Genomic DNA, 14,135 nt, shown 5'->3' on the forward strand with positions numbered 1-14,135 from the left:
CCGCTAAGGCCCAACAGTCAGAAGCCGTCGCTTCCCCAGGATGCGGCGGCTTTTTTGCGACCGTCATCGGCCGGATAGGGCGTGCGCAGAAGGATCAGCAGGCCGATCACCAGAAAAGCAATCAGCGCCATCATGCCGATCCGTGCCGAGCCGGTGGCAAGCGTGATCGTGGCAACGGATGCGGGGGCGAGGAACGAGGTGGCCCGGCCGGACAGCGCATAGAGGCCGAAGTAGCGACCGGCCTCGTCGAGGCTGACGCTGCGGGCGAGGTAGGAGCGCGACGAGGCCTGAACGGGGCCGAAGGCGACACCGACGAGCAGGCCGTAGAGAATGTAGGCCTTTTCGGCGGCCGTGCCGAACAGGCCGCCGGTATCTTCCATCGACAGCGGCAGCAGCCCGAACAGCGTGAAGCCGGGGCCTGTCGAGACGATGCCGATCGTGGCAATCGTCAGGCAGATCAGGCTGGCGGTGACGATCACCTTGGAGCCAAGGTGCGCATCCAGCCAGCTGGCGCAGAGGCAGCCGCCGATCGCGACGACGTTGAGAATGATGCCGTAGACGCCGAGCTCCAGGGTCTGCCAGGCGAACATCGCGGCCGCGAAGGTGCCGCCGAGTGCCAGCAGACCATTGACGCCGTCCTGGAAGACCATGCGCGCGATCAGGAAGCGCAGGATCCCACGCCTTTCCCGAAGCTCGACGAGCGTGCCCTTGAGCTCCCTGAGGCCAGTGACGGTTGCCTTGCCGAGCGACATTGCCGCCTTGGTGGCATCGGGCGTGAACAGGAACATCGGCAGGATAAAGACGAGGTACCAGACGGCGGAGATCGGGCCGGTGATGCGTGCATCCTCCCCCTTTGCCGGATCCAGGCCAAACAGAGGGTCGATGCCAAGCGCCGTCTTGCCGGTCTCAGGACTTCCGGCAAGCAAGGCCACGACGGCGACCAGCACGATCATGCCGCCGAGATAGCCGAGCCCCCAGGCGATGTTGGAAATGCGCCCCACGTCCTTCTCCGGCGCCAGACGGGGCATCATCGAATCGTTGAAGACGATCGAGAACTCGGCCGCGACCGTCGCGAGGATCATGAAGATCGCCGGATAGAGGATCGGCGAGCCGGGGGCTGCGAACCAGAGCATAGCCAGCGATGCGATCTTGATGACGGCGAAGAAGGCGATCCAGGGTTTGCGCGGCCCGGTGGCGTCGGCGATCGAGCCGAGCACCGGCGAAAGAACCGCGATGATGATGCCCGAAACCGTGAGCGTGTAGCCCCACATCGCCTGGCCGACCGCATGGTCCTCCGTCAGCCGCGATACGAAATAGGGGCCGAAGATGAAGGTCGTGATGACGGTGAAGAAGGGCTGCGCGGCCCAGTCGAACAGCATCCAGCCGCCGATGCCCGCACGGGACGTGCGTGGCTGGTCTTCAGTCCCCCCGGCCGAAATCTGCAAAGTCCCCTCCCGAAACGACTGCGCCACGCGTCCCCTCGAACGCGCGGCGCAGCCTATCTTCAATTGAACCGATTCCAAAAGGTCTGGAACCGGACGCGGGCGAAAAAACTGCCCGCATCCTCTTTGGTACCGTTACTTGGCCCTTCCGCGTGCCAGGTCGTTGAGGAGACCTGCAGCGACGGTGATCTTGGCAAGCGTCGTTTCACCCTTCTCGGTCAGAAGGCGCAGCTGGCCAGTCGCCTGGGCGACACGGACGCGCTCGCTTTCTTCCCAGGCCGCAACCGGGTTGCGCTCCTTCTTCTGCTCGCGCAGGGCTGCCGCGGTGATATCCCGGCGTGCCGCCGCGATATCGGATACGGCGCGTGACAGAGCCATGGCCTCGAACTGCTCGGTTGCCGGAACGCGATCGGATGCCGCCAGCAGACGGTTGATGCGAAGCGTGTCGGTGACGGCGAAATAACCTTGCGCCGTGCGGCTCAGCGTCTCGCCGGTTTCTGCGGCAATCTGCATGATCTCGGGCACCAGCGTCATCAGCGCCAGTTCCGAGATTTCCTCGGCGAGCTTGGCGGGAACGCCACCCTCGACGAAGGCTGCCGTCTTCAACCGGGCTTCTTCGGCGCTCTCGCCGGACACTGCAGTGCGCATGGTCGCACGCAGCTTCTGCAGGCCGTCGCCGAGGCGCGATACGGCCTCGGAGACCGAGCCGGTCGCCGCATGGGTGCGCAGCGCCCGCTCGGTGACGAGCGTGAAGATGCGGCCGACTTCCTGGTAGAGGATGTTCTGCAGGCCGCCGCTGATCTTGTTGTCGAGCGCGTCGATCTCGTCATAGATCCGCGGCAGGTCGAAGCCGTCGAGCGCCAGCACCGCCGCCTTGACGACGTCGGCCGAGAGGAAGCCGGTGGCGTCCGTCAGGGTCGAGACAAAGGCCGGACCACCGCGGTTGATGACCTCGTTGGCGAGGATCGTCGCGATGATTTCGCGGCGCAGGCGGTGACCGTGGATATCGCCGGCATAGGCCTTGCGCATCTTGCCCGGGAAGTAACGCTCGAGCGTCGCCGTGAAGTACGGATCGTCGGGCAGCTCGCTCGCAATCAGCTCATCGAAGAGAACGAGCTTGGAGTAGGAGAGCAGCACGCCGATCTCCGGGCGGGTCAATGGCTTGCCCGCCTGGTAACGCTCGGTCATGGCCTGGTCGGTCGGCAGCGTCTCGACCTTGCGGTTGAGATGGCCGTCGGCCTCCAGCCGGGTCATGAGCCGGCCGAGCGTCGTGCGGTTGCCGAGCCCTTGCATGGCGGTCAGAGAGATCGCCAGCGACTGCTCGTAGTTGTTGCGCAGCACTAGGTGGCCCACTTCCTCGGTCATCGAGGCGAGCAGCGTGTTGCGCTTCGGACGGGTCAGGCGACCATCGCGCATGGCGGAAGCCAGCGCGATCTTGATGTTGACCTCGACGTCGGAGGAGTTGACGCCCGCCGAATTGTCGATGGCATCCGAGTTGCAGCGGCCGCCATTGAGGCCGAAGCCGATGCGGCCCTTCTGGGTGACGCCGAGGTTGGCGCCCTCGCCGATGACGCGGGCGCGGACCTCTTCGGCTGCCACGCGAATGGCGTCGTTGGCGCGATCGCCAACTTCGGCGTCCGTTTCGTTGCTGCCGCGCACATAGGTGCCGATACCGCCGAACCAGAGCAGGTCGACCTGGCTCTTCAGGATCGCGTTCATGATCTCGAAGGGCGTTGCCTTCTGCTTGTCGAGGCCGATGGCGGCCATCGCCTCAGGCGTCAACGTCACCGACTTCTCGGCACGCGAGATGATCATCGCGCCGTTCGAAAGCGTCTTGCGGTCATAGTCCTGCCAGCTCGAACGCGGCAGGTCGAACATGCGCTTGCGCTCGGCAAAGGACCCATCGATATCCGGATTCGGATCGATGAAGATATCGCGATGATCGAAGGCTGCGATGAGGCGGATCTTCTCGGACAGAAGCATGCCGTTGCCGAAGACGTCGCCCGACATGTCGCCAACGCCAGCAACGGTGAAGGGCGTCGTCTGGATGTCGGTGTCCATCTCACGGAAGTGCCGCTTGACGGTCTCCCAGGCGCCGCGGGCGGTGATGCCCATCTTCTTGTGGTCGTAGCCGGCGGAACCGCCCGATGCGAAGGCGTCGTCGAGCCAGAAGCCCGCTTCCTGTGCAAGGCCGTTGGCCGTGTCGGAGAAGGTCGCGGTGCCCTTGTCGGCAGCAACGACGAAGTAAGGGTCGTCGCCGTCATGGCGCTGCGTGTCGGCCGGCGGTACGACATCCTGGCCGACGATGTTGTCGGTGACCGACAGCAGCGTGCGGATGAAGGTCTTGTAAGCTTCGGTGCCGGCCTTGAAGATTTCGTCGCGGGTGCCGCCCACCGGAAGCAGCTTCGGATAGAAGCCGCCCTTGGCGCCGACGGGCACGATAACGGCGTTCTTGACCTGCTGCGCCTTCACCAGACCGAGCACTTCCGTGCGGTAGTCCTGGGCGCGGTCCGACCAGCGAAGGCCGCCGCGGGCGACCTTGCCGAAGCGCAGGTGCACGCCTTCGACCTCGGTGCCGTAGACGAAGATTTCGCGGAACGGATGCGGTTCCGGCAGACCGTCGAGCTGCTTCGGGTCCAGCTTGAAGGCGAGGACTGCGCGCGGTTTTCCGTCGGCGTCATGCTGGAAGTAGTTGGTCCGGAGCGTCGCTTCGATCGCGTTGACGTAGCGTCGCAGAATCCGGTCCTCGTCGAGGCTCGGAACGGCCGAGAGCGCGTCCTCGATCGCCGACAGCAGCGCGTTGCACTTCTTGGCGCGCGGCTTTTCCTCGAGCTTCGGATCCATGCGGGTCACGAACAGCTTGAAGATATCGGCGGCAATCGCCGGATACTTGTTCAGCGTGTCGGCGATATAGCCCTGAGAGTAGGTGATGCCGGCCTGTCGCAGATAGCGGGCATAGGCGCGCAGCACCGTCACTTCGCGGGCGTTGAGGCCCGCAAGCAGGATCAGCCGGTTGAAGTTGTCGTCCTCGATCGCGCCGTTCCAGGCGGCCAGGAACGCCTCTTCCAGCGCCGGGCCGGATTTTTCGAGATTCAGCGCAAGGCCATCGCGATGGATCAGCTCCATGTCGTGCAGCACGACCTTGCGCTTCTCTTCGCCATGGGCATTGACGCCGATGTCGTAGGTCTGTTCGCTGATGACCCGGAAGCCCAGGTTTTCAAGCAAAGGTACGCGGCGCGAAAGCGACACTGGTTCGCTGGCGTGGAAGATCTTGAGCTCGGCCGTGTCCGGCCGCGAGACGGCGCGGGGATAGTGGTAGAACTCGATGCGGATCGGATCCGGGCCCTTGCAGGCGGCGATGTCGGCCAGATCGGCATAGGCTTCAGCCGGCGTGAAGAACGACTGGTAGGCATTGTCGACATCGAGCTCGATGCCGTCCTTGCGGGCAAGCAGGTCGAACCGGTCGATCCAGCGGGTGACGATGCCGCGAACGGCTTCTTCGAGCTTGGCCTGCGGAATGCGCGGCGTCTTGCCGGCGGAGCGGCCGATGATGAAGTGGACGCGGGCAAGGCCCCCTTCCGGGAAGGCCGGGTAGTAGGCGGAGACGCGACCGTCATAGACCGTCTTCAGGTAGTCGCCGATCTTTTCGCGCACATCCGAATCGTACTGTTCGCGCGGCACGAAGACGATCACCGAGACGAAGCGGTCGAAATGGTCGATGCGTGGCAGCACGCGGATGCGCGGCCGGTCGCCGAGTTCGTTGATCTGTTCGCAGAAAGCGGCGAGCAGGCCGACATCGATCTGGAAGAGATCGTCGCGCGGATAGGATTCGAGCGTGTTGTCGAGCATCTTGCCGGAATGGCTCTGCGGATCGTAGCCGAAGTGATCGACGATCTTTTCGATCTTGTGGCGCAGCAGCGGGATCTCGGCCGCCTGGCGGGTATAGGCCGAGGAGGTGAAGAGGCCGACGATGCGCAGTTCTCCGGCGACATTGCCGTCGGCGTCGAAGCGCTTGACACCGATATAATCCATATAGGCGCGGCGATGGACGACCGATTTGACGTTGGCCTTGGTGACGATCAGGAAATCCGGGCTTTCGAGGAAGGCGAGAATTTCAGGCGTAGTCAGCACCGCGTCCTTGCCCTGGCGCAGCACGCGCACATCGGGATTGGAGAGCATGCCGAGGCCCCTGCCCTTGCCGCGCTCGACCATCGCCTTTCCGCCCTTGCCGGAATAGGTGTATTCGCGCATGCCGAGGAAGGTGAAGTTGTTGTCACGCAGCCAGCGGAGGAAGGCGAGCGCCTCGTCGCGGTCGCTCTTCTTGCGCGAGGCGTTATAGGCCTCCAGCTCCTGCATCGCATGATCGAGCAGCGCGGTCATCGCTGGCCAGTCGTGCACAGCCTGGTGCACCTGCTCCAGCACGTCGCGAATGCGGTTGCTGAGCTGTTCGGCCTCGACCGGCGCGAGCTTCGTCAGATGGATCTGGATATGGCTGACGCGGTGCGACGGATCGCTTTCCTCTTCGGGATCGAAGAGCTTTGCCGGCTTGCCCGGTTCCTTGACCAGGATGGGGTGGATCGCGAGGTGAATGTCACGGTGCGTGCTGGTGATTTCCCCCATGACCGAATCATAGAGGAACGGCATGTTGCGTTCGGTGACCGCGATGATCGACACCTCGGTGCCGCCAGGTGCTACACCGGCGACGGATTCGACGGAAACCTGCGGCTTGCCGCCATCCCAGCGGGCGAGTTCCTGATAGGCATGGGCGGCCGTCAGCGCCAGCATGTCCGCCGAATAGAGATCGAGGTCATCGTTGCTGGCCCCACCGAAGAGGATCTCCGGCGCCAGCGCCTCGACGCCCAGTTTGATGGCGGCCGCCTTCGCTGCGTCGATGTGTCTGTCCCGCTTCGGATTGTATTTCACGCCCATGAAGTCTCTCCCATTCATGATAGGCCAAACCCTATCAGAACCATGGCTAATGGCGACCGCTTTTTACGCTGATTTCGGCAAAATCGAGCCCAAAATCGGAGAATTTCACGTGAAAACAGCTTAAATCCATTTAAATCGAAGGTAATTTCGCGAAAATTGCTCGAAAATCGAAGAAAAAGCACGAAAACGCCAGAGGCTTCTCCGGAGCCTATCTGCCATCGGCTGTTGACAGGGGGGTGACAGTCGGGTGAACAGAGTTTCGAGATCGTAGGATTGGACTGGTCGATGCCCGAAATGCCTTCCCTGCCCGGCGCCGTCATCGTCATCTCTAGCCATGTCGTGCGCGGCAAGGTGGGCAACAGGGCCGTGGTCTTCGCGCTTGAAACTCTGGGGCATCCAGTCTGGGCCCTCCCGACCGTCATCCTCCCCTGGCATCCGGGCCACGGCCGCTCGACGCGGGTCACCATTTCCGATCAGGATTTCGGGTCGGTGATCGATGACCTCATGGCAGCACCCTGGGCCGGAGAGGTGCGTGCCGTGCTTTCGGGCTACCTCGGCTCGGCCGGACAGGCCGAAAGCGTGGCCCGGCTGGTGACGGCGCTGAAGGAGCGCAATCCCAAACTGATCTACGCCTGCGACCCCGTGATCGGCGATGCTGGCGGTCTCTATGTGCCGGAAGTCACGGCGGTTGCCATTCGCGACCGGTTGCTGCCGCTTGCAAATCTCGCGACCCCGAACCGTTACGAGCTTGCCTGGCTTGCCGGGGCGACGTTGGAGACGAACACGGCGATCCTTGACGCAGCGCTCGGCCTCGGTCCGGCCCGCGTCTTGGTGACGTCTGCCGTGCCGATGATGAGCGGCGGGACCGGTAATCTCTTTCTCTCGGGCAACCACGCCCTGCTTGCCGAACATCGTTTGGTCGAAAACCCGCCGAATGGTACGGGCGACCTGTTGGCGGCGGTGTTTCTCGCCCGGATCCTTGAAGGACTTTCAGAGGAACGTGCCTTGCAGATGGCGACTGCGAGCGTATTTGAGATCATCGCGCGGAGCGTCAAGCGCGGCGCGGATGAACTGACCATCGAGCAGGACGCGTCGAGCCTATCGACGCCAATGGCGATGGTGCAGATGCGCCGACTGGTTCATCCGAATCAGATGCGGCGCAAGTGAAGAAGCTGTTCACGGACCGCCACCCCTATGGCATCGTGGATTGAATTTTAGATCGCGATCATTTTCATGACGGAGGCGCAGGTGGGCGAAAGCCGGCCATGCCGCCTTGAAGCACGAGCGGAGCAATCGATGGACAAGCAGCAGCAGCGTTTTCCGGACTATCTTCTGAACGGCTACCACAACTTCATGAACGGTCGCTTCAGCGAGCAGCAGAAACGCTACAAGGCGCTGGCGGAAACCGGTCAAAAGCCGAAGACGATGGTGATTGCCTGTTGCGACTCGCGCGCTGCGCCGGAAACGATCTTCGACAGCGGCCCGGGCGAACTCTTCGTCGTGCGCAACGTCGCCAATCTCATGCCGCCCTACGAGCCGGATGGTCACTACCACTCCACTTCGGCAGCCCTCGAGTTCGCCGTGCAGTCACTGCGCGTCAGCGACATCGTCGTCATGGGCCATGGCCGCTGCGGTGGTATCAAAGCGGCACTCGATCCCGATGCGGAGCCTCTGTCACCGGGCGATTTCATCGGTCGCTGGATGCATCTGCTGAGGCCCGCGGCTGAGCAGATCCAGAGCAACGACGTGATGACGCAGGCGGAGCGCCAGCGTGCGCTCGAGCGGGTTTCGATCCGCAACTCGCTTGCCAATCTGCGCACTTTCCCGTGCGTCCAGATCCTCGAGGCCAAGGGCAAGCTCCACCTGCACGGCGCCTGGTTCGACATCTCGACCGGCGAACTCTGGGTGATGGACCCGGTGACGGGCGACTTCTCCCGCCCGGGAATGTAATCGGTCAGCAAAAAAAGGCCCGGCTCTTTCGAACCGGGCCCTTTGTCTGGTTGGTTATGCGTTCCGAAGGACGAAAATCCTAGAGACCGTCGATCTCGGCGCCGATGATGGCGATCGCCTGCTGGTAGACGCTTGCGGCGTTCCAGCCCTGGATCGCAGCGAAGTTCGCCTGACCCTGCTGATAGCCGGCGCCCGGCTGCCAGCCATGGCCGCGCAGGAAATTGGCGGTGGATGCCAGCGCGTCGGCCTTGGAGCGAACCATGTCGACATGGCCGTTGCCATCGCCATCGACGCCGTATTTCAGGACGTTGGCGGGCAGGAACTGGGTCTGGCCGATCTCGCCGTGGGCGGCGCCACGCGCATCCGGGCTCAGATCGCCGCGCTGCACGAGCTGCAGGGCCGCATAGAGCTGGTTGGTGAAGTAGTCCGAGCGACGGCAGTCATAGGCCAGCGTCGAAACGGCCGAGAGCGTGTGCTCCTTGCCCATGAAACCGCCGAAGCCGGTTTCCATGCCCCAGATGGCAATCAGCGGGCCAGCCGGCACGCCGTAGCGCCGCTCGATGCTGGTAAAGAGTGCGGCGTTCTGCTGCTTCATCTTCTTGCCGCGGGAAATGATCACCTGGCCGCCGCGCTTCTGCATGAACTGCTCGAGCGACAGCTTGAAGCTCTTCTGGCCGCGGTCGGCGCGGATCGTCGCCTTGTTGTAGGAGACGCCGGAGAGTGCACGGTCGAGCACCTGCGGGCTGATGCCGTTGCCGGAGGCCTGCTGCTTGAAGTTCTGCACCCAGGCTTCAAAGCCGCTTCCGTCATTGCCGCATTGGGCGGCAGATGCCACCGCCGGAAAAACTGCAGTCGAAATCAGGGCGGCAAGCCCCACTGCTGCGCACTTCGCCCTGTGCATGAAATACCCCGTCATAGCCCGAATCTCGTTGCTCTTAAAAATGCCAGCCTTCGCCGGCCGTGTCACCTACCGCAAGCGGCAGGTAACTTTATCGTGGTTTCACGTGAATCCGGGAAGGATCGGCCCCTCGTGAAACAGGAAACCCGCCAGGCTCGAAAGAGCCTGGCGGGAGTGAATGGTTCTAATGCCGTTTTCAGGCAGCCTGCTTGCGCGGCTTGATGAGGCCACGATTGACCAGCAGCTCGGCAATCTGGATCGCGTTCAGAGCGGCACCCTTGCGCAGGTTGTCGGAAACGACCCACAGGTTGAGGCCGTTCTCGACGGTTGCGTCTTCGCGGATGCGCGAGATGTAGGTCGCATCTTCGCCGGCGCACTCATAAGGCGTGACGTAGCCGCCGTTCTCGTGCTTGTCGACGACGAGGCAACCCGGCGCTTCGCGCAGGATGTCGCGCGCTTCGTCAGCGGTGATCTCGTTTTCGAACTCGATGTTCACCGATTCCGAATGGCCGATGAAGACGGGAACGCGCACGGCAGTGCAGGTCACCTTGATCTTCGGGTCGAGCATCTTCTTGGTCTCGGCGAGAACCTTCCACTCTTCCTTCGTGTAGCCGTCTTCCATGAACACGTCGATGTGCGGAATGACGTTGAAGGCGATGCGCTTGGTGAACTTCTTCGATTCGATCGGATCGGCAACGAAGACGGCGCGGGTCTGGTTGAAGAGTTCGTCCATGCCGTCCTTGCCGGCGCCGGAAACCGACTGGTAGGTCGAGACGACGACGCGCTTGATCTTGGCGTGGTCGTGCAGCGGCTTCAGCGCGACGACGAGCTGGGCGGTCGAGCAATTCGGATTGGCGATGATGTTCTTCTTGGTGAACTGCGCGATCGCGTCCGGGTTCACTTCCGGAACGATCAGCGGCACTTCGGCGTCGTAGCGCCAGGCCGAGGAGTTGTCGATGACGACGCAGCCCTGCTGGCCGATCTTCGGCGAATACTTCAGCGATACGGCGCCGCCAGCCGACATCAGGCAGATATCGGTGTCGGAGAAGTCGTAGTTTTCGAGGTTCTTGACCTTGAGGGTCTTGTCGCCGAAGGAAACTTCGGTGCCCTGGGAGCGGGCGGAAGCGAGGGCGACCACTTCATCCGCGGGAAAGCCGCGTTCGGAAAGGATGTTCAGCATCTCCCGGCCGACATTGCCGGTGGCGCCTGCGACTGCAATCTTGAAACCCATGATCTAAGCTCTCTTTTCTGTCTCTCCTCGTCGGGTGAGGGGGAAACCGCGCGACCTGCCGCGAGGGTTCCTGTCCCCGGCCAAACCGGGGAGAGAGCGGAGGGCCAGAGACGTCAGACGGTTTTCGTCGTCGTTTTGGCCGTTGTTTTGCAAGCGAACGAAAAATCGACATCCTGCCCCGCGGCAAGAGCCGGCAGGATCAAAGCAGCGATGGCTGGACCGATCGGTCGCATGGTGGTGATTTCCTCGTTCGTCGCTGCTCTTACGCGGTTTTGGGGAAGAGTCAAGACATTGCCGCGCGCCGGCACGCCCCCGCCCTGCCCGCGATCGATCGCCGCATTAGACGAAAGTCATAAGCCGAAAGCATCTCTGCCTGTGATGACACTTTTCTGACATCCTCATTTCAGGCGCACCACGTCCGGACGTTCGAGGGAGGAATGCTGGACCAGCCAATGGGCGCTCCTTTGGAGTGGAGGATTATCAAAATGGCAAATGTCGCGACAGCGGACGACGCAAAAACGCGTCCGATGACCGGCGAGGAGAAGAAGGTCATCTTCGCCTCGTCGCTCGGTACCGTCTTCGAATGGTACGATTTCTATCTCTACGGTTCGCTCGCCGTCTACATCGGCGCGACCTTCTTCAGTTCCTACCCGGAAACGACGCGTAACATCTTCGCGCTTCTGGCCTTTGCCGCGGGCTTCCTGGTTCGCCCGTTCGGCGCGCTCGTCTTCGGTCGCCTGGGTGACCTCGTCGGCCGCAAATACACCTTCCTCGTGACGATCCTGATCATGGGTCTGTCGACCTTCCTGGTCGGCATCCTGCCCGGCGCTGCCTCGATCGGCATTGCCGCGCCGATCCTGCTCATCGTGCTGCGCATGCTGCAGGGCCTGGCGCTCGGCGGCGAATATGGCGGTGCGGCAACCTACGTGGCCGAACACGCGCCGCATGGGCGTCGCGGCTACTTCACGTCCTGGATCCAGACCACGGCGACGCTCGGTCTGTTCCTGTCGCTGGTGGTGATCCTGCTCGTGCAGTTCGCGCTCGGCAAGGAAGCCTTCGCCGCCTGGGGCTGGCGCATTCCGTTCCTGCTGTCCTGCGTGCTTCTCGGCATTTCCGTCTGGATCCGTCTGAAGATGAACGAATCCCCGGCCTTCAAGAAGATGAAGGAAGAGGGCAAGGGCTCCAAGGCGCCGCTTCGGGAAGCCTTCGGCCAGTGGAAGAACGCCAAGATCGCGCTTCTGGCGCTGTTCGGTGCCGTCGTCGGACAAGCCGTGGTCTGGTACTCCGGTCAGTTCTACGCGCTGTTCTTCCTGACCGGTGTCCTGAAAGTAGACGGTCAGTCGGCCAACATCATGGTCGCCGCCTCGCTTTTGATTGGCACCGGCTTCTTCGTGCTCTTCGGCTGGCTCTCCGACAAGATCGGCCGCAAGCCGATCATCATGGCCGGTCTGCTGCTTGCGATGCTCACCTACTTCCCGCTGTTCAAGGCGCTGACCTGGGCCGGTAACCCTGCACTCGCTGAAGCCCAGGCAACCGTTCGCGCAACGGTGACCGCGGCTCCCGGCGACTGCAAATTCCAGTTCAACCCGACGGGCACGGCGAAGTTCACCACCTCGTGCGACATCGCAACCGCGTTCCTCACCAAGAACTCCGTTCCCTACGACGTCGTCACGACGGCAGCAGCGGGCACGGCGGCGACGGTCAAGGTCGGCGACACCACGATCAACAGCTACGACGCAGTCGCTGCTGGCGATGGTGCCAAGGCCGCCAACGCCGCCTTCGAAAAGCAGACCAACATGGCGCTCCACAATGCCGGCTACCCGCTGGTTCGTGGCGCGGCAAAGGTTCCGGACGCCAAGCTTGACGGTTTTATCACCGCCAACCCGGAACTGTCGCTTGACGCAGCCGCTGTCCGCGGCGGCGAAAAGACCATGGTTCCGGCCGAAAAGCTCATCGCCGACAAGCTGCTGACCAAGGATGAAGTGGGCGCTGCCACCGAAATGGCCGTCTACACGATCGCCGGCGGCGGCACCTACGCGATGGTCGCGGATCCTGCCAACGTCAACTGGACGACGATCATCGCGGTGCTCACCGTGCTCGTCATCTACGTGACGATGGTCTACGGCCCGATCGCAGCCCTGCTGGTCGAACTCTTCCCGACCCGCATCCGCTACACCGGCATGTCGCTGCCCTACCACATCGGCAACGGCTGGTTCGGCGGTCTGCTTCCGGCAACGGCCTTCGCGATGAGTGCTGCCCAGGGCGATATCTACTACGGCCTCTGGTACCCGATCGTCTTTGCAGGGATCACGCTGGTCATCGGCCTCCTCTTCCTGCCGGAAACGAAGGATCGCGACATCCACGCGATGGATTAAGCCCGGCGCTCCCGGAGAGAACAAATCCCGGGAGCACCTCAAATCTTCCCCGAGCTATTATGGCTCTCCTGACTCCGGCGCGGTCTTCCGCGCCGGCTTTTTTATTGGGTCGGCTCGCTGCGTCCGGCAAGCGGCCAACCGCCCGGGCCGAGGCGAAACAGGCGACCGTATTTGGCAAAGACAAACGCCATCATCACCGATGTCCAAAGGCCGAGCAGCAGCCCGGCGGCGACGTCGCTCGGATAGTGTGCGCCAACGATGACGCGGGAAACACCGATCGTCAGCGCCAGGACCAGAAAGAGTGGCCTCAGTCTCGGCAGCAGCATGGCGAAGACGCCGAAAAACGCACCGGCCGCAGTCGAGTGCCCGGACGGAAAGCTCTCATAGAGATCACTGGCGGCGAACGGCGTCAGGCTGTAGGCGCCGAGCTCGGCAAAGAGTTCCGGTCGTGCCCGGCCGATCAGGAGCTTCAGCGTATGCACCAACGCGCTGGCGGTGCCGATCGTCAAAAGGAAATAGGCGGCGAGGTCGCGGGCAGTGCGCGCCTTGTTTTGAAGCGGCCCCTGGCTTGCCGCCCGGCGCAGCACGAAGGCCCCCGCAAGCAGGATACCGGAAAGATAGATCATCCAGCCAAAGGTACCGAAATCGGTGATCCTTTCATTGAAGGTGACGATGTTGTCCGGCAGGCCTTGCGCGCGCTGTGACAGGAACGGATCGAGCGGGATGAGCGCGAACACGAGGATGGCTGTTGTCAGCACGATCCATCCGGTGGCCGCAAGTGGTCGGTTCATGGTTCTCCCATCCTGCCACCCAGATCGCGCGGCAATTGTCTGTTCCTGTCGGGGCACGATGCAGGGCGCTTCCCGCGCCAGGCGGCCCCGGTCCGTCTTTTTCCGATGTGTCGGTTCTTTTGGCAAATTCAAGGCCGTGGAATGCAAAACACCTCCGGATGCGCTCCGGAGGTGTTGGTTTTCGTAGGCCTGTTGGCGTCGGCGTGACGCCGATCCGGGATCGGTTGTCGCTTACGCCGACAGCGCCTTGAACTCGGCAAGGATGGCTTCGCCCATTTCGACGGTTCCGACCTTCCGTGCGCCTTCGGCCATGATGTCGCCGGTGCGGATGCCCTGGTCGAGCACGTTGGCGATCGCCTTCTCCAGATTGTCGGCTTCCGTCACCAGGTTGAAGGAATAGCGCAGGCACATGGCGAAGGAGGCGATCATCGCGATCGGGTTGGCAATGCCCTGGCCGGCAATGTCGGGTGCCGAGCCATGCACCGGCTCATAGAGCGCCTTGCGCTTGCCGCTGACACC

General features: G+C 62.8%; 9 protein-coding genes. 3 read left to right on the forward strand and 6 right to left on the reverse strand.

The window, feature by feature from the left end; translation table 11 throughout:
- Nucleotides 1–17: 17 nt before the first annotated feature.
- Entirely contained in the window at nt 18–1,445 is a 1,428-nt protein-coding gene (locus ASD01_RS18875) for an MFS transporter (protein ID WP_034800163.1), read from the reverse strand.
- A gap of 132 nt (nt 1,446–1,577) precedes the next feature.
- On the reverse strand, nt 1,578–6,371 hold the full coding sequence (locus ASD01_RS18880) for an NAD-glutamate dehydrogenase (protein ID WP_034800165.1): 4,794 nt from the start codon (nt 6,369–6,371) through the stop codon (nt 1,578–1,580).
- Between the two features lie 285 nt (nt 6,372–6,656).
- Between ASD01_RS18880 and pdxY the strand changes: the two genes are divergently transcribed.
- Together pdxY and ASD01_RS18890 are read left to right on the forward strand one after the other, a co-directional pair.
- The gene (gene pdxY, locus ASD01_RS18885) at nt 6,657–7,538 is read left to right on the forward strand and encodes a pyridoxal kinase PdxY (RefSeq protein ID WP_034800179.1); all 882 of its coding nucleotides are present in this window, start codon (nt 6,657–6,659) and stop codon (nt 7,536–7,538) included.
- 129 nt (nt 7,539–7,667) lie between these two features.
- Nucleotides 7,668–8,321 carry a carbonic anhydrase gene (locus ASD01_RS18890; protein ID WP_034800167.1) on the forward strand — a complete coding sequence of 218 codons (654 nt, stop codon included), beginning with the start codon at nt 7,668–7,670 and terminating at the stop codon, nt 8,319–8,321.
- Nucleotides 8,322–8,400: 79 nt separating this feature from the next.
- Here ASD01_RS18890 and ASD01_RS18895 read toward each other — a convergent pair whose 3' ends face one another.
- Nucleotides 8,401–9,222 (reverse strand): lytic murein transglycosylase, encoded by an 822-nt coding sequence (locus ASD01_RS18895; protein WP_034800180.1) that lies wholly within the window; start codon nt 9,220–9,222, stop codon nt 8,401–8,403.
- 193 nt (nt 9,223–9,415) lie between these two features.
- Nucleotides 9,416–10,450, reverse strand: a complete 1,035-nt coding sequence (locus ASD01_RS18900; RefSeq protein WP_034800169.1) for an aspartate-semialdehyde dehydrogenase — start codon at nt 10,448–10,450, stop codon at nt 9,416–9,418.
- Between the two features lie 485 nt (nt 10,451–10,935).
- On the opposite strand from ASD01_RS18900, the gene ASD01_RS18910 reads away from it, so the two are divergent.
- Nucleotides 10,936–12,825: an MFS transporter gene (locus tag ASD01_RS18910; protein ID WP_060644238.1), complete on the forward strand. Its 1,890-nt coding sequence runs from the start codon at nt 10,936–10,938 to the stop codon at nt 12,823–12,825.
- Nucleotides 12,826–12,926: 101 nt separating this feature from the next.
- On the opposite strand, the gene ASD01_RS18915 is transcribed toward ASD01_RS18910, so the two are convergent.
- On the reverse strand, nt 12,927–13,616 hold the full coding sequence (locus ASD01_RS18915; RefSeq protein ID WP_034800174.1) for a phosphatase PAP2 family protein: 690 nt from the start codon (nt 13,614–13,616) through the stop codon (nt 12,927–12,929).
- A 231-nt stretch (nt 13,617–13,847) separates the two neighbouring features.
- Nucleotides 13,848–14,135 (reverse strand): isocitrate/isopropylmalate family dehydrogenase (locus ASD01_RS18920; protein ID WP_244495261.1); only part of this gene is annotated, 288 nt, incomplete at its 5' end.

The sequence above is a fragment of the Ensifer sp. Root423 genome (assembly GCF_001426275.1).
Lineage (GTDB): Bacteria > Pseudomonadota > Alphaproteobacteria > Rhizobiales > Rhizobiaceae > Ensifer > Ensifer adhaerens.